This window comes from Allobosea lupini (genome assembly GCF_900109525.1).
GTDB lineage: Bacteria > Pseudomonadota > Alphaproteobacteria > Rhizobiales > Beijerinckiaceae > Allobosea > Allobosea lupini.
Genome location: NZ_FOAN01000003.1, coordinates 645,598 through 661,627, shown reverse-complemented (window position 1 = coordinate 661,627; position 16,030 = coordinate 645,598). Strand labels below are relative to the sequence as shown.

Here is a 16,030-nt window from a genome sequence, read left to right as displayed (position 1 = left end):
GCTCTCATATATTGTTGAAAGTACTACCGAATTCGCTGGTGCCGCAAGAGGGATTCGAACCCCCGACCCCCTCATTACGAATGAGGTGCTCTACCAGCTGAGCTATTGCGGCGACGGGTGGGGCTGTATCAGCCCGACCCCGTTTTGACAAGGCAGACAAGCCCACCGGAGGCATGGAATTCACGCCCGGCTGTGGGAATCCCGCGGGGACACCAGCGCGCCTGCCGCTCAGCGCTTCTTCAGCTTTTCCGTCTCGGCCTTCTCCTGGCCGAGGGCGACGATGCCGCGGCGGATGGCGCGGGTGCGGGTGAAATGCTTGTGCAGGGTCTCGCCGTCGCCATAGCGGATGGCGCGGGTGAGCAGCGCGAGATCCTCGTTGAAGCGGCCGAGCATTTCCAGCACCGCCTCCTTGTTGGCGAGGAAGACGTCGCGCCACATGGTCGGGTCGGACGCAGCGATGCGAGTGAAGTCGCGGAAGCCGCCGGCCGAGAACTTGATCACCTCCGACTGCGTCACCGCCGCGAGATCCTCGGCGGTGCCGACGATGTTGTAGGCGATCAGATGCGGCAGGTGGCTGGTGATGGCGAGGACGAGGTCATGGTGCTGCGAGCCCATCACCTCGACGATTGCCGCCATGCCCTCCCAGAACTGACGGGTGCGGGCGATCGCAGCCTCGTCCGTGCCGGGCGGCGGCGTCAGGATGCACCAGCGATTGAGGAATAGGCTGGGGAAGCCGGCATCGGGGCCGGAATTCTCGGTGCCGGCGACCGGATGGGCCGGGACGAAATGCACGCCCTCGGGCAGATGCGGGCTCACGGCCTCGACCACCGCATGCTTGACCGAGCCGACATCCGACAGGATCGCGCCGGCCTTCAGCACGGGCGCGATCTCCTCCGCGACTGCACCGCAGGCACCAACCGGCACGCAGAGCACGATATGGTCGGCGTCGCGCGCAGCCTCGAGCGCGCTCTCGGCGACTTCATGTCCGAGATCGAGCTCGCGAGCTCTCCGGCGGACATCGGGGTCGGCGTCGCTCAGCACGATATGGCGGGCGAGGTTGAGCTCCTTGGCCGCATGCGCGATCGAGGAGCCGATCAGGCCGATGCCGATGATGGCGAGCCGCCCGAAGAGCGGCTCATCGCGGCGCGGCGCGAATGTTTCCGGCGCGCTCACGCAGCCTTGCCCAGGAACTCGGCTAGGGCCGCCACGACGAGGCGGTTGGCCTCCTCGCTGCCGATGGTCATGCGTAGCGCATCCGGCAGGCCGTAGGAGGCGACCGAACGCAGGATCAGGCCGCGCTGGCTCAGGAAGGCGTCCGCCTCCTTGGCGGTCTTGCCGGCCGCGGCCGGGAAATGGATCAGGAGGAAGTTGCCGACCGAAGGCGTGACGATAAGGCCGAGCTTCTCCAGCTCGGCCGTGGTCCAGGCCAGCCATTTGTCGTTGTGCTCGATCGCCGAGGCGATGTGAGCCTCGTCGGCGATAGCAGCGACACCGGCTTCGATCGCGGCGCCATTGACGTTGAAGGGGCCGCGCGTGCGGTTCAGCGCATCGATGATGTGGGCGGGACCATAGGCCCAGCCGAGGCGCAGGTTCGCCAGGCCGTAGATCTTCGAAAAGGTGCGGGTCATCACGACGTTCTCTGATGTCGCGACCAGTTCGAGGCCCGAGGCGTAATCGTTGCGCCGGACATATTCGGCATAGGCCGCGTCCAGCACCAGCAGGACATGCGGCGGCAGGCCGGCCTGCAGGCGCTTGACCTCGTCGAAGGGCAGATAGGTGCCGGTCGGGTTGTTGGGGTTGGCGAGGAAGACGATCTTGGTGCGCGGCGTAACCGCGGCGAGGATCGCATCGATATCGGCGGTGAGGTTCGTCTCGGGCACGATCACCGGCTTGCCGCCAGCGGCGAGGATCGCGATCTTGTAGACGAGGAAGCCGTGCTCGGTGAACACGCCCTCGTCGCCATCGCCGAGATAGACCTTGGTGATCAGCTGCAGCAACTCGTCCGAGCCGGTGCCGCAGACGATGCGGTTGGCGTCGAGCCCGTAGCGGCCGGCGATCGCCTCGCGCAGCTTGGTGGCCGAGCCGTCGGGGTAGAGTTCCAGCTTGCCGGCGAGGTTGCCATAAGCCGCGATCGCCTTCGGGCTCGGGCCGAGCGGGGTCTCGTTGGAAGAGAGCTTGTGCAGCTTGACGCCGGCCGGGGCCGACGACTTGCCGGGGACATAGGCCTCGATGTCGAGGACACCGGGACGCGGAACGGGGCGGGAAGCGGGCAGAGCCATGGGGCTGGACCTTGAAGGAGTGATCAGCGGACGGATTTGAAGGCGAAGCGGGCGGCGTGGCTGCCGATCTCGGTCAGCTCCTTGAGGCCCGCGGGTTCGAGTGCGCTGCGGATGGCGTCGACCGGCGTCTCGCCGGACGCCGCCACCAGCAGCGCCAGATGCGAGCCGTCGGCGGCGCTGGCCGAGACTTCGGCGAGATGCTGGGCGAGGCCGTGGCGAAGTTGCTCCGACCAGCGCTCGACCCGGGCGGCATAGAGCACGATCTCGCGCACGGCGGCGTCGGTCAGCGGCTTGGCGATGCAGTAGACCGGCGTGCCGGCGGGATGGTCGGGCCGCTCGATAAAGGGCAGGCGCGCGATGATCTTGGGCTGGGCGGGGCCGATCAGGTCGCGCCACCAGACGCCGGCGCTGGCGCCCAGGTCCATGCGGAAGATGCCGAGATCACCGGCCGAATCCGCCACCGCCGCGATCACGGCGCGGGCGTCCTCATGGGTGACGAAAGGCACGGTGAAGCCGAAATGGAAGCGAGCGCTGTCGCGCATCGCCGCATCGCCGCCGGAGATGTCGGCATGGACCGAATAGTTCGCCTGCACGAAGGTGAAGGTCGCGATGATGATGCGCCAGATGCTCTCGACCGTGTCGAGCGGCAGCAGCCCCTGATGGCGCAAGGCGAGGCGCTTCATCATGTCGGCCTCCCGGCCAGGGCGGAAGGCCGAGCCGGACACCTGCGTCTTCTTGATCGCGATCAGCGTCTCGATGATCTGCGAGCGTTCCATCAGCAGGCCGTGCATCGCCGCATCGATGCGGTCGATCTCGCTGCGCAGGTCGGCGAGCGTGGTCGGAGCGGCTTGCGTCATGATGGCCAGACTTCGTTAGAGCCTCGAACAAAACCTGAGCAGGTCTGGACGCCGGCAATTCGTCCGATCCGCCAGGAGCGACGTGCAGCCGATACCGTTGGTATCGGCAAGCGGCGCGACGCCGCGGGCGGGCGAATTCCCAGCGCCGAAGGTGGGCCTTGGAGGGCCGCCTGCGGCGTCGAAGCGACTTGCCGATATCGAAGGATATCGGCTGCGCGCTCCTCGTGGCATCCGACTCCTCCAAGACCCATCCAGACCTGCTCAGGTTTTGTTCGAGGCTCTCAATCGTGCCGGTCTCTTAGCGGTCACCGAGGGGCTTGGCAAAGCGTTCGCGACGCATCGCTGCGTTGACAGACGGGAAGAGCCGCGCCATCGGTAATATCCGCTATTACGAACGGACCGGGCGACAAGACAAATCCGAATGCCGAACCGGACGCAAGCTCCCGAACCCCTCGCCGATCCGCTGGCCGAAGCCAATCAGCCGTCGAGCCTGCTCGTCCAGTTCGGGCCGGACAAGGCCCTGCAGCTCGATTCCGGCGCGGTGCTCGAGCATTGGCAGATCGCCTACCAGACTTACGGCACCTTGAATGCGTCCCGGTCGAATGCCGTCCTCGTCTGCCACGCCCTGACCGGCGACCAGTATGTCGCGAGCCGCAACCCGGTCACCGGCAAGGGCGGCTGGTGGACGGCGATGATCGGGCCGGGCAAGCCGATCGACACCGACCGCTTCTTCATCATCTGCGCCAATGTGCTCGGCGGCTGCATGGGCACGACCGGCCCGGCCTCGACCAATCCGGCGACGGGCAAGCCGTGGGGCCTGTCCTTCCCGATGGTGACGATCCGCGACATGGTGCGGGCGCAGGCGCATCTCGTCGACTCGCTCGGGATCGACAGCCTGTTCTGCGTCGCTGGCGGCTCGATGGGCGGGATGCAGGTGCTGCAGTGGGCGGCGAGCTATCCGACGCGGGTGTTCAGCGCCCTGCCGCTCGCCACCGCCGCCAAGCACTCGGCCCAGAACATCGCCTTCCACGAGGTCGGCCGCCAGGCGGTGATGGCCGATCCGGACTGGCGCCAGGGCCGCTATCTCGACGAGGGCACAAGGCCTTCGAAAGGGCTTTCGGTGGCGCGCATGGGCGCGCACATCACCTATCTCTCGGAGCCGGCACTGCATCGCAAGTTCGGCCGCAAGCTGCAGGAGCGCAGCGCGCCGACCTTCACCTTCGACGCTGATTTTCAGGTCGAGAGCTACCTGCGCCATCAAGGCGTCAGCTTCGTCGAGCGCTTCGACGCCAATTCCTATCTCTACGTGACGCGCGCGATGGACTATTTCGACCTCGCCGACGACCACGACGGCGTGCTGGCCAAGGCCTTCACCGGGACGCGGACTCGGTTCTGCGTCGCCTCGTTCACCTCCGACTGGCTGTTCCCGACCGCCGACTCGCGCGCCATTGTGCACGCCCTCAACGCGGCCGGCGCCTCGGTCTCCTTCGTCGAGCTCGAAAGCGACAAGGGCCACGACGCCTTCCTGCTGGAGGAGCCCAACCTGTTCGCGACGACGCGCGGCTTCATTGGCGCCGCGGCGCGGGCCAGGGGGATCTGAGCATGGCGCTGGCGGACACCCAGACCAACCGCATCGACCTGCGGCTCGTCGCCGAGATGGTGACACCGGGCTCCCGCGTGCTCGATGTCGGCTGCGGCGACGGCGAGTTGCTGTCGCTGCTCGCCGAGACGCGCGGCGTCGACGGGCGCGGCATCGAACTGTCGCGCGAAGGCGTCGCCGGCTGCGTCGCGCGCGGCCTTTCAGTCGTCCAGGGCGATGCCGACACGGATCTAGCCGACTATCCCGACGACAGTTTCGACTACGTCATCCTCTCGCAGACCATCCAGGCGACCCGCAATCCACGCGATGTGCTGGAACACATGCTGCGCATCGGCCGGCGCGCCATCGTCTCCTTCCCGAATTTCGGGCATTGGCGCATGCGCACCCAGGTCTTCTTCATGGGTCGGATGCCTGTGACCGACTCCCTGCCCTATGCGTGGTGGGAGACGCCCAACATCCATTTCTGCACCATCCGCGACTTCGTTGCGCTGTGCGACGCCGTCGGCGCGGAAAAGGAACGTGCCGTCGCGCTCGACGTCTCGGGCGGCAGGGTTGGCGTCAGCGCGCCCTGGTGGTTCTGGAACCTCTTCGGTGCGCAGGCGGTGTTCCTGCTGAAGCGGGGGTAGCCTCGCTCAGAACGCCTCTTCCCAGTTCCTGCTCAACCGCATCGCCGAATTGATCAGGCCGACCATCGAATAGGTCTGCGGGAAGTTGCCCCAGAGCTCGCCGGTTTCGAGATCGGCATCCTCCGAGAGCAGGCCGAAGCTGTTGCGGCGCTGCAGGATGCGGCCGAAGAGCTCCTTCGCCTCGTCCTTGCGGCCGATCGCGTGCAGCGCATCGACATACCAGAAGGCGCAGATCAGGAAGCCGGTGTGCATGAAGCCGAAATCGTCCTGCGTGCCATAGCGCAGGATCAGGTCGCCGCGGCCGAGCTCGCGGCCGATCGACTCCACGGTCGCTATGTAGCGCGGATCGTCCGGCTTGACGAAGCCGAGCTCGGCGATCAGCAGCAGCGTCGCATCGAGATCGGCGCCGTCGAAGGTCGAGACGAAATGACCCTTCTCCTGGTTCCAGATCCGTTCGGTGATGATGCCCTTCAGGCGCTTGGCCTCAGCCCGCCAGTATTCCTTGCGATCGGCGCGGCCGAGCGTGCCGGCGATGCGGGCAAGCCGGTCGCAGGCCGCCCAGCACATCACGCTGGAGAATGAGTGGACCACCTCTTTCTCCCGCAGCTCCCAGGGGCCGGCATCGGGCTTGTCGAAGACCGCGATGGCGCGCTCGCCCATGCGTTCGAGCTGCGCGAAGAGCGCCTCCTTGCCCGGCTGGATCAGGCGGCGGTCGAAGAAGGACTGGGTCGCGGCGAGCACGACGGCGCCATAGCCGTCGTTCTGGATCTGTGTGGCGGCGCCGTTGCCGACGCGCACGGGCTGATGGCCGCGATAGCCGGCGAGGTTAGGCACCTCGAACTCACGCAATTCGCCGCCGCGCGTGATCGGATAGAGCGGCGGCAGGTGCTCTGCGCCGCTCTCCGAATAGGTGTCGACGATGTTGGTGATGAAGCCGAGATAGTCCTCCATCGTCCGCGTCGTGCCCAGGCGATTGAGGGCGTGCACGACGAAATAGGCGTCGCGCAGCCAGCAGAAGCGATAATCCCAGTTGCGCTGCGTGCCCGGGGCCTCCGGGATCGAGGTAGTCAGCGCCGCGACGATGGCGCCGCTCTCCTCGAAGGAGCAGAGCTTCAGCGTGATCGCGGCACGGATGACCTCGCGCTGCCACTCGAACGGAATCGAGAGCGAGCGGACCCAGTCGCGCCAGTAGTCGGTGGTCTTGTCGAGAAATTCGCGCGAGGTCGTCTCGATCTCGGCGCGCAGCGCCTCGTCCGAGCCGATGAAGAAGGAGAACGGCTTCTCGACCGCAAACGGAATGCTCTCCAGCACATAGGAAACGGGCGCGTCCGTCGTCAGCCGGATCGTCTGGTCGGCGCCGACGAAGCGGACATGATTCGAGCCGCGGGTGATCTCGTCCGGCTCCTCGCCGAGGCCGAGGCAAGGCTTGACCACGACGCGGATGCGCGGGCGCCCGGAGATGCGGCGAACACGGCGCACCAGCTGCGGCGGCCGGAAGAAGCGCTCGAAACGGACGAAGCGCGGGGCGAAGTCGAGAATCTCCAGCGCATTGCCCTGGTCGTCTGACAGCACCGAGGAGAGGATCGCGGTGTTGTCGAGATAGCTCTGCTCGCAGCGGGTCATCCCGACCATCTCGATGGCGAAAACGCCCTTCTTCGGCACGGCGTCGCCGTCGTCGATCTGGTTGTCGATCAGCGAGCAGAAGACGGGGTCGCGGTCGAAGCGCGGAAAGCAGCCCCAGACGATATGGGCACGCCGGTCGATCAGCGCGGCGATCGAGCAATTGCCGATGACGCCGAGATCGAGCGAGGCGACGCGCGGCGAAGCGGTGGTCGTCACAGTCATGCCGGTTCCTGAAGTCAGTTCTGGAGAAAGGTTTCGAGCGTGAGGTCGCCGCCGTCGGCGGCAGCGAGCAGAACCTGGCGAAGTGCCGTAGGCGAGGCCAGACGATGGCGGGCGCAGGTCTGGCCATCGCCGATCCGGATCGACAGACCCGAGGCCGCATTGACCGCGGCAAAGCCATCCTCGTCGGTAACGTCGTCGCCGACGAAGACCGGCGTGCGCCCGGCATAGGCGTCCTGCTGCATCAGCCAGGTAATAGCGCCGCCCTTGCTTGCGCTCGCCGGGACCAACTCAGCGACAGCCTTGCCGCGCTGTAGGCGCATCGTCGGGCCGATTTCGGCGGCGAGGCCTTCCATCAGTGCGAGCGCTTCGTCGGCGAGCGCAGGCGCAAGCCGCCAGTGCAACGCGATCGATTGGCGCTTGTCCTCGATGATGACGCCGACATTGGAGTTGGCGAAGCGAACCATGGCGCGGAGCGCAGCGTGGAGCGCTTCCGCGGGAGCGGCGACCGGCGCATCCTCACTGCCAAGGCGGATCTGGGCGCCATGCAGACCGGCAGCGTCGAAGCGATAGGGCGCCATCATCTTGTCGAGCAGCGCCACTGGGCGCCCGGAGACCAGGGCCAGTGCGCCGCCGAGCCGCTGACGCAATGCGTCCAGGGCTTCAGGCAGGCGCCGGTCGATCCGCACATCCTCCGGCGAGGGCGCGATCTCGACCAGGGTTCCGTCGAAATCGAGGAACAGCGCGATCTGCCCGCTGACGGCAACGGCTTTTGCGGGAGGTTCAGCGACCCCGGGACTCAGCATCTGTGACATGACGACCTGGTTAGAGGGTGAAACGGGCGAAAGGACGACAATCGTGAAAGCGTCCCCTCCTCGCCACATTCGAGGTTCAGTTTGGCGCGAGGTCGCCAAGATCCGGTCACGGCGGCGACGCGAAGCGGCCGGCAAAGCCGGCGTCACACGAAACATTACGCCTGCCCGCGCGTTCTGTTCCCGCGCCTTTGCGGCAGCGTCAGCAAAATGTGAGGCATCATGCGTCTTGTCGTCGTGTCCAACCGCGTCACCATGCCCGAACGCGGCGAAAAGGTGGCGGCAGGTGGCCTGGCAGTCGCATTGCGTTCGGCCCTCGAGCAACATGGCGGCCTCTGGTTCGGCTGGAGCGGAGCGGTCAGCAGCGAGCCTGCGGCGCAGTTGGAGCCGGTCAAGCACGGCAAGGTCAGCTACGCCGTCACCGACCTGACCGAGGCCGAGCGCCAGAGCTATTATCTCGGCTTCGCCAACCGCGCGCTCTGGCCGCTGATGCATTACCGGCTCGGCCTGACCGAGTTCACCCGCGCCGACTATGCCGGCTATCTCGGCGTCAACCGCCGTTTCGCCCGGCTGCTCATCCCGCTGCTCAAGCCCGACGACGTCATCTGGATCCATGACTACCACCTGATCCCGCTCGCGGCCGAGTTGCGGCGGCGCGGCGTCACCAACCGGATCGGCTACTTCCATCATATCCCCTGGCCGCCGGCCGAGGTGTTCGGCTCCCTGCCCTTCTCATCGACCCTGATCAGCACGATGACGGCCTACGACCTGATCGGCCTGCAGACCCAGAACGACGTCGCCAACCTGATCGGCGGGCTGGTCGCGCTCTGCGGTGCGCACCGCGACGGCAACCGGGTCAGAACCGGCCAGCGCGAAGCGGTGGTGCAGGCCTTCCCGATCGGCATCGACGTCGAGGGTTTCCGCAAACTCGCCCAGGCGTCGATCCGGGCGGCGACTCAGCCGGTGCGGGCGACGACTGCCCCTCTTGGCAGCCGCAAGCTGGTGATCGGTGTCGATCGGCTCGACTATTCCAAGGGCATCGTGCAGCGGCTGGAGGCTTTCGGGACCTTCCTGCGCAACCATCCGGAATACCGCGGCGATGTCGGCCTGCTGCAGATCGCGCCCCCCTCGCGCAGCGACGTACCCGAATATGCCGAGCTCGACCGGATGTCGGACGAAGTCGCCGGCCGCCTCAACGCCGCGCTCGGCGAGTTCGACTGGACGCCGATCCGGGTGGTGAAGAAGGCCTATTCGCGCAGCGCTCTCGCCGGTCTCTACCGGCGCGCGCAGGTCGGGCTGGTGACGCCGATGCGCGACGGCATGAACCTCGTCGCCAAGGAATATGTCGCGGCGCAGAATCCCAGCAATCCCGGCGTGCTGGTGCTGTCGCGCTTCGCCGGCGCAGCCCACCAACTCGGCGAGGCGCTGATCGTCAACCCGTTCGACACCCATGAGGTGGCCGAGGCGATCCGGACCGCACTCGCCATGCCGCTATCGGAACGGCAGCGCCGCTTCGAGCGGCTCTACGCGACGATCTCCTCGACCGACATCGACTGGTGGACGTCGCGCTATCTCGCTGCCCTCTCCGGCCTCGATATCCCCAGCGGCGACATCGTGCCGCCGGGGCGACCCAAAACGCGGCGCAACACACGCAAATCGGGCATTACTAACAGCCTCGCACGCGCGGATATGCTTCCTCAGGCCTCCCAACCGACACACGGCAAAGGCGGCGCGGCGCGCGGCAAGGCCTTGCCGAACGCTCCCTCCGCTGGCTAGAAGCAGCCCGCTAGGGGCAGTCAACCCAGCTTGCGCTTGCGACTCAGCGGTTGCGGTGTCAGGTCTGCGGGGGGTATCCGGCTGAAACAGCCGTGGAGGCGGGCGGAGGGCTTTGTTGATGCGAGGCGCACTCGGGGGATCGGGCGTGCTGCTGCGCCGTCTCCGCGAGGTGATGGCGGCACCGGTCAGTCCGCAGGAGCGGCTCGACAGGCTCGTCGTCGTGATCGCCGGCAACCTCGTGGCCGAGGTGTGCTCGGTCTATGTCCTGCGTGAAGATTCCTCGCTCGAACTCTACGCCACCGAAGGCCTCAACCGCGAGGCGGTCCATCTCACCACCATGCGAGCCGGCGAAGGCCTCGTCGGCCTGATCGCCAGCGAGGCGGAACCGCTCGCGCTATCCGACGCGCAATCGCACCCGGCCTTCTCCTACCGCCCGGAGACCGGCGAAGAGATCTATCGCTCCTTCCTCGGCGTGCCGATCCTGCGCGGTGGAGCCGTGATGGGCGTGCTCGTCGTGCAGAACCGGGCCTCGCGCGTCTACAGCGAGGACGAGGTCGAGTCGCTGCAGACCACGGCCATGATCATGGCCGAGATGATCGCCGCCGGCGGCCTGAAGGCGCTGTCGAAACCCGGCGCGACCATCGGGCTCGACCGGCCAATCCACAGCATCGGCACCACCCTCGCCGACGGGGTCGGCCTCGGCCATGCCGTACTGCACGAACCGCGCGTCGCGATCACCAACCTGATCGCCGAGGACCCCGGCCGCGAGGTGCAGCGGCTGGAGGCGGCGATCGCGACGATGCGGCTCGCCATCGACGAGCTGATCGAGCGCGGCGACGTCGCCCATACCGGCGAGCATCGCGATGTGCTCGAGACCTTCCGCATGTTCGCGCACGACCAGGGCTGGCTGCGGCGGATGCGCGAAGTGGTGATGACCGGACTCACCGCCGAGGCCGCGGTCGAACGCGTGCAGTCGGACACCCGCGCCAAGATGCTGCGCCAGACCGACCCTTATTTGCGCGAGCGCCTGCACGATCTCGACGACCTCGCCAACCGGTTGCTGCGCACGCTGGTCGGCAAGTCCAATGGCGTCACACGCGAGGATTTGCCCGAGAATGCCATCCTGATCGCGCGCTCGATGGGTCCGGCGGCGCTGCTCGACTATGACCGCCGGCATCTGCGCGGGGTCGTGCTCGAGGAGGGCGGCCCGACCAGCCATATCGCCATCGTGGCGCGCGCGCTCAACATCCCGGCGGTCGGCGAGATCGCCAACGCCACCGCACTGATCCAGGCAGGCGATGCGGTCATCGTCGACGGCCAGGCCGGCGAGGTGCAGATCAGGCCGCAGCCCGACGTCGAGAACGCCTACAAGGACAAGGCCCGCCTGCGCGCCCGCAAGCAGGAGCAGTATCGCAAGCTCAAGACGCAGGCCGCGGTAACCAAGGACGGCGTCGAGATCCAGCTGCAGATCAATGCCGGCCTGCTGGTCGATATGGCCAATCTCGAGGAGACCAACGCCTCCGGCGTCGGCCTCTTCCGCACCGAACTGCAGTTCATGGTGGCACAGCACATGCCGACCACGGCCGAGCAGCAGGCGCTCTACGATGCGGTGCTCAAGGTCGCGAACGGCCGCCCGGTGACGTTCCGGACGCTCGACATCGGCGGCGACAAGGTGCTGCCCTATATGGAGCGGCTGGAAGAGGAGAACCCGGCGCTGGGCTGGCGTGCCATCCGCATCGGCCTCGACCGCCCCCGGCTGCTGCGTGCGCAGGTGCGGGCCCTGCTGCGGGCCGGCGCCGGCAGCGATATGAAGATCATGCTGCCCATGGTGGCCACGGTGAACGAGTTCCTGCGCGCACGCACGCTGGTGCGGCGCGAGCTGGACATGCTGGAGCGCGACGGCCGCCCGGCGCCGGCCAGCCTGAAGCTCGGCGTCATGGTCGAAGTGCCTTCGCTGCTGTTCGAGCTGCCGGAAATCGCGCGCGAAGCGGATTTCCTCTCGATCGGCACCAACGACCTGATGCAGTTCCTGTTCGCGGCCGATCGCGAGAACAAGCGTGTCTCCGATCGCTTCGACCCGCTCGGCATTGCCGGCCTGCGCGCGCTGCGCAACATCGTCGAAGAAGCCGGCAAGGCGAACTGCCCGGTCACCGTCTGCGGCGAGATGGGCGGCAAGCCGATCGAGACGCTGGCGTTGATCGCGCTCGGCTATCGCTCGTTTTCAATGTCGGCAGCGTCGGTCGGCCCGGTCAAGGCGATGCTGCGCGCGCTCGACGCCGGCAAGGCGCGCCAGCGCCTCGACGCCTGGATGTCCTCTTCCGATAGCGCCGCCAGCCTGCGCCCACTGCTCGCCGCCCTCGCCGCCGAGATGAAGGTGCCGGTCTAGCGACGCTTTACGCGCCGATCGCGCACGCCTCCCCGTTTTTCCGTTCAGATCGTTTCCGCATCATGTCGCTCCAGCTCCCGCAAGACCGCCTCGACTCGATCGTCGCCCGCCATGCCGCGGCGAGCGAGGCCATCAACCATGCGACAGAGGCGGCCCGCGTCGTCGAACTGTCCAAGGAACTCGCCGAGCTCGATCCCGTCGTCGCGGCGATTGCCGCCTGGCGCAAGGCTCAGTCCGGGCTGGAGGAGGCGCTGGCGATGATCGACGACCCCGCCACCGACGCCGAGATGCGCGATCTCGCCTATGAGGAGCGCGATGCGGCCAGGGCCGAGATCGAGGGGCGCGCCCGCGAAATCCTGATCGCGCTGCTACCCAAGGACGCTGCCGACGAGCGCGGCGTCATCCTCGAAATCCGCGCCGGCACGGGCGGCGACGAGGCCTCGCTCTTCGCCGGCGACCTCCTGCGCATGTACCAGCGCTATGCGGCCGGCAAGAGCTGGAGCGTCGACATCCTGACCGAGAGCGAGGGCACGGTGGGCGGCTTCAAGGAGGTCATCGCCGAAATCGCCGGCAAGGGTGTCTATGCCAGGCTGAAGTACGAATCCGGGGTGCACCGCGTGCAGCGCGTGCCGGACACCGAGACGAGCGGGCGCATCCACACCTCGGCCGCGACCGTCGCCATGCTGCCGCTCGCCGGCGAGGTCGACGTCAACCTCGACGAGAAGGATCTGCGCATCGACACGATGCGGGCGCAGGGCGCCGGCGGCCAGCACGTCAACAAGACCGAGTCGGCCGTCCGCCTCACCCACATCCCGACCGGCACCGTCGTGCTGGTCCAGGACGAGCGCTCGCAGCACAAGAACAAGGCGCGCGCCTACGAGTTGATGCGGGCCAAGCTCTACGACATGGAGCGCAGTCGCGCCGATGCCGAGCGCTCGGCCGATCGGCGCTCGCAGGTCGGCTCCGGCGACCGCTCGGAGCGCATCCGCACCTACAACTTCCCGCAGGGGCGCGTGACCGACCACCGCATCAACCTCACCCTCTACAAGCTCGACGAGATGATGCAGGGGCTGGTGCTCGACGAGATCATCGATGCGCTGACCGCCCAGCGGCAGGCCGAGTTGCTCGCCGAGCAAGGCAGCGTGTGAAACCTTCGCCACTCTCCCGCGTTCTGGATGCATCGACTGTTTCCACGGGGAGGATCGAGAGATGAAAGTCCTGTTCAGCGCCATTGCCCTTGCCGCCGCCGTCGCCTTCGTGCCGGTGTCCGCGGGCGCCCAGGAGCGGACCGCGAAGAAGGTTCTGAGCGGCGAACCGGCAACGCTGCAGAAAGCCAAAACGCAGTCGCAGGCCCGGCGCGATTGTCAGCGTCAGTATCGCGGCGCTAAGGAAAGCAAGTCCGCCCTGCGGATCAAGATCAACGCCTGCGTCCAGGAAGGCATGCAGGGCAATTGACCGGCCGCGTGCCGGCCCAAGGATACGCTTGACCGGCACGGCCAAACCGACCGACGGAAACGCGCCCGTTGCCTTGCCGGCAGCGGGCGAAAGCATTTCTGCAGCCCGGAAGGCGATCGCGCTCGTCTTGAAGCGCGGCGGCATCGCCGATTTCACCTTCGAAGCCCGTATCCTGATCGAGGACCTCGCCGGCGGCAGCGATCCGATCAACGAGGCTGCTGCCATCAGGCTCAACGATGCGCTTGCTCGGCGCCTCGCCGGCGCCCCGCTTTGGCGCATCCTCGGCGCCCGCGAGTTCTGGGGCCTGAGCTTTGCCCTCTCGCCGGGCACGCTGGAGCCGCGTCCGGATAGCGAGACCCTGATCGAGGCGGCGCTCAGCCATCTCGCACCGCGCCGGCACGAGAGGCTGCGCGCGCTCGACCTCGGCACCGGAACGGGCTGCCTCCTGATCGCAGCCTTGCGCGAATTTCCGCAGGCGACCGGGCTCGGGATCGACCTGTCGCCGGATGCGGTCGCGACCGCGACGGGCAATGCCGCGCGCAACGGCGTCGCCGAGCGCGCCGCCTTTCGTCAGGGCAACTGGACTGCCGGGATCGACGAGCGCTTCGACCTCATCCTGTCGAATCCGCCCTATATCGGCAGCGCCGAGATCGCTGGCCTGGACCCCAATGTGCGCGAGCACGATCCGTTACTCGCCCTCGACGGCGGCCCGGACGGCCTTACCGCCTATCGCGCCCTCGCCGCTGCCCTGCCCGACCATCTGCATCCTCGCGGTCTCGTCATCCTGGAGATCGGCGCCGGACAGGAAGAGGCTGTCATCGCACTGATGGAGCAGGCGGGCTTGCACCATCTCGCGTCCCATCGCGATCTCGGCGGCCATATTCGCGGCCTCGTCTTCGGGCATCGTCGATGAGCCGTGCACAGCAAGCTGCGCGAATTTGCTTGGAACAGGCCGCAAAACCAGCTATGCACGCATGGTCTTGAAGACAGTGTCGACAGCTCATGACCTTTGGCTGGGCCCTGCCGAGCAGACCAAGCCCTCGGATCACTGCGAGAATCGACGTTACTGACATAGCGAGACCGAGACTTCGAATGCGCGAGACAGCCATTCGGAGGGGGAGCCGGTAAGGCTCCAATGGAAAGAGCGCGTGAAGACCCATATCGGCGCAGAGCCCTTTCAGGTCGAATTTCCTACGCACGGCGTCGCAACCCGCCGCGTGTCACGACGCGCATGACGACCTCAAGGTTGCTTTGAATGAACGGAACGCGAGACAGACGCGAATGAGACCAGGTCAGAACCGGCGCATGCGCGGCCGTAGCAACAATAATAACAATAACAACAGCAACAACGGCAATCGTAAGTCACCCAATCCGCTGCAGCGCAGCTACGAGTCGAACGGCCCGGACGTCAAGGTCAGGGGCACGGCGCAGAATGTGGCGGAGAAGTATCTCCAGCTCGCTCGCGATGCGCAATCCTCCGGCGATCCGGTTGCCGCTGAGAACTATTTCCAGCATGCCGAACACTATTATCGCATTCTGCTCGCTGCCCAGGAGCAGATGACGCAGCAGTTCGGCCACAGCTTCCAACCGAACCGTGCCTTCGTCGAAGACGCTGACGACGGCGAGGAGGAAGGCGAGGAAGACGTCAACTTCCAGGGCGGCCAGCAGCAGGGCGAGCGCCAGTACAATGGCAATGGCGTGAACGGCCATGGCGGCCAGCGCCAGGAAGGCGAGGAAGGCGAAGGCGGCAGCCAGAACAACGGCCAGCGCTTCGACCGGCCCAATAACAATAATAACCGCCCTGAGCGCAATTTCGACCGGAACGGCCAGCGCCGCTTCGACCGGAACGATCGGAACGACCGCCAGGATCGTGGCGATCGTCCGGATCGCGGCGAACGCCAGGACCGCGGCGAGCGTCGCTTCGAGCGCCCCGAGGGCCAGAACGGTTCCTACGCTCCGCGCCCCGAGGCTCAGCCCGGTGCCGAGCAGCCGGACATCGCACCCGTCCAGCCGCCGGTCGAGCAGCGTCGCTTCGAGCGCCCGGACCGTCCGCCGCGCGGCGAGCGTCCTTCGCGCCGCGACCGCGATGAGGCTCGCGCCAGCAACACAAACGAGGAGCAGGATGTCGCGCCGGCGCTTCCGGCCTTCCTGACCACGCCGACCCGCGTGCCGATCGCAATCGCGGAAGAGCCTGCAGCTCCGGTCGTCGTTACAGCTGCCCCGGCCGAAGCCGCGGAAGGCGCGCCCGAGACTGGCGAGAAGCCAAAGCGCCGGGCGCCCCGGCGGCGCTCGCCGCGCGAGGTGATGGACGCGCTTGGCGGCGACGGCGGCGAGCCCCCGGCCGAGTGATCCCGCCAAAGACATCAGGATCGTTCAGAGAGGGCCCGAAAGGGCCCT

The 16,030-nt window shown here is 67.1% G+C and carries 13 protein-coding genes and 1 tRNA gene; 8 read left to right on the top strand and 6 right to left on the bottom strand.

The features are described 5' to 3' along the window. Positions 1 to 36: 36 nt before the first annotated feature. The 4 genes from BMZ21_RS12460 to BMZ21_RS12445 all read right to left on the bottom strand — a co-directional run bounded on the left by BMZ21_RS12460 (position 37) and on the right by BMZ21_RS12445 (position 3,136). Positions 37 to 112 (bottom strand) — tRNA-Thr (locus BMZ21_RS12460). Between the two features lie 116 nt (positions 113 to 228). Next, positions 229 to 1,173, bottom strand: a complete 945-nt coding sequence (locus tag BMZ21_RS12455) for a prephenate/arogenate dehydrogenase family protein (RefSeq protein ID WP_091834133.1) — start codon at positions 1,171 to 1,173, stop codon at positions 229 to 231. After that, positions 1,170 to 2,279: a histidinol-phosphate transaminase gene (hisC, locus tag BMZ21_RS12450; RefSeq protein ID WP_091834130.1), complete on the bottom strand. Its 1,110-nt coding sequence runs from the start codon at positions 2,277 to 2,279 to the stop codon at positions 1,170 to 1,172. The genes BMZ21_RS12455 and hisC overlap by 4 nt, the downstream gene beginning before the upstream one ends. A 23-nt stretch (positions 2,280 to 2,302) precedes the next feature. Next, on the bottom strand, positions 2,303 to 3,136 hold the full coding sequence (locus BMZ21_RS12445; RefSeq protein ID WP_091834127.1) for a chorismate mutase: 834 nt from the start codon (positions 3,134 to 3,136) through the stop codon (positions 2,303 to 2,305). Positions 3,137 to 3,557: 421 nt separating this feature from the next. Between BMZ21_RS12445 and metX the strand changes: the two genes are divergently transcribed. Both metX and metW read left to right on the top strand, forming a co-directional pair. Continuing rightward, positions 3,558 to 4,736 (top strand): homoserine O-acetyltransferase MetX, encoded by a 1,179-nt coding sequence (metX, locus tag BMZ21_RS12440; protein ID WP_091834124.1) that lies wholly within the window; start codon positions 3,558 to 3,560, stop codon positions 4,734 to 4,736. Positions 4,737 to 4,738: 2 nt separating this feature from the next. Continuing rightward, on the top strand, positions 4,739 to 5,362 hold the full coding sequence (metW, locus tag BMZ21_RS12435) for a methionine biosynthesis protein MetW (protein ID WP_091834120.1): 624 nt from the start codon (positions 4,739 to 4,741) through the stop codon (positions 5,360 to 5,362). A 6-nt stretch (positions 5,363 to 5,368) separates the two neighbouring features. Here the strand turns inward: metW and BMZ21_RS12430 are convergent, their stop codons facing one another. Together BMZ21_RS12430 and otsB are read right to left on the bottom strand one after the other, a co-directional pair. Further along, a complete protein-coding gene (locus BMZ21_RS12430) occupies positions 5,369 to 7,207 on the bottom strand; it encodes a glycoside hydrolase family 15 protein (protein ID WP_091834117.1) in 1,839 nt (612 codons plus the stop codon). A gap of 14 nt (positions 7,208 to 7,221) precedes the next feature. Then, entirely contained in the window at positions 7,222 to 8,010 is a 789-nt protein-coding gene (gene otsB, locus BMZ21_RS12425) for a trehalose-phosphatase (protein WP_091834423.1), read from the bottom strand. Positions 8,011 to 8,235: 225 nt separating this feature from the next. Between otsB and BMZ21_RS12420 the strand changes: the two genes are divergently transcribed. The 6 genes from BMZ21_RS12420 to BMZ21_RS12395 all read left to right on the top strand — a co-directional run bounded on the left by BMZ21_RS12420 (position 8,236) and on the right by BMZ21_RS12395 (position 15,982). Continuing rightward, on the top strand, positions 8,236 to 9,792 hold the full coding sequence (locus BMZ21_RS12420; protein ID WP_091834115.1) for an alpha,alpha-trehalose-phosphate synthase (UDP-forming): 1,557 nt from the start codon (positions 8,236 to 8,238) through the stop codon (positions 9,790 to 9,792). A 118-nt stretch (positions 9,793 to 9,910) separates the two neighbouring features. Beyond that, positions 9,911 to 12,178, top strand: a complete 2,268-nt coding sequence (gene ptsP, locus BMZ21_RS12415; RefSeq protein WP_199777405.1) for a phosphoenolpyruvate--protein phosphotransferase — start codon at positions 9,911 to 9,913, stop codon at positions 12,176 to 12,178. A gap of 62 nt (positions 12,179 to 12,240) precedes the next feature. After that, positions 12,241 to 13,326, top strand: a complete 1,086-nt coding sequence (gene prfA, locus BMZ21_RS12410) for a peptide chain release factor 1 (RefSeq protein WP_091834112.1) — start codon at positions 12,241 to 12,243, stop codon at positions 13,324 to 13,326. A gap of 61 nt (positions 13,327 to 13,387) precedes the next feature. Next, positions 13,388 to 13,633 (top strand): hypothetical protein, encoded by a 246-nt coding sequence (locus tag BMZ21_RS12405; protein WP_091834108.1) that lies wholly within the window; start codon positions 13,388 to 13,390, stop codon positions 13,631 to 13,633. Between the two features lie 28 nt (positions 13,634 to 13,661). After that, positions 13,662 to 14,546 carry a peptide chain release factor N(5)-glutamine methyltransferase gene (gene prmC, locus BMZ21_RS12400; RefSeq protein WP_244543817.1) on the top strand — a complete coding sequence of 295 codons (885 nt, stop codon included), beginning with the start codon at positions 13,662 to 13,664 and terminating at the stop codon, positions 14,544 to 14,546. 392 nt (positions 14,547 to 14,938) lie between these two features. Continuing rightward, entirely contained in the window at positions 14,939 to 15,982 is a 1,044-nt protein-coding gene (locus BMZ21_RS12395) for a DUF4167 domain-containing protein (RefSeq protein ID WP_167561617.1), read from the top strand. The last annotated feature ends 48 nt before the right edge of the window (positions 15,983 to 16,030 follow it).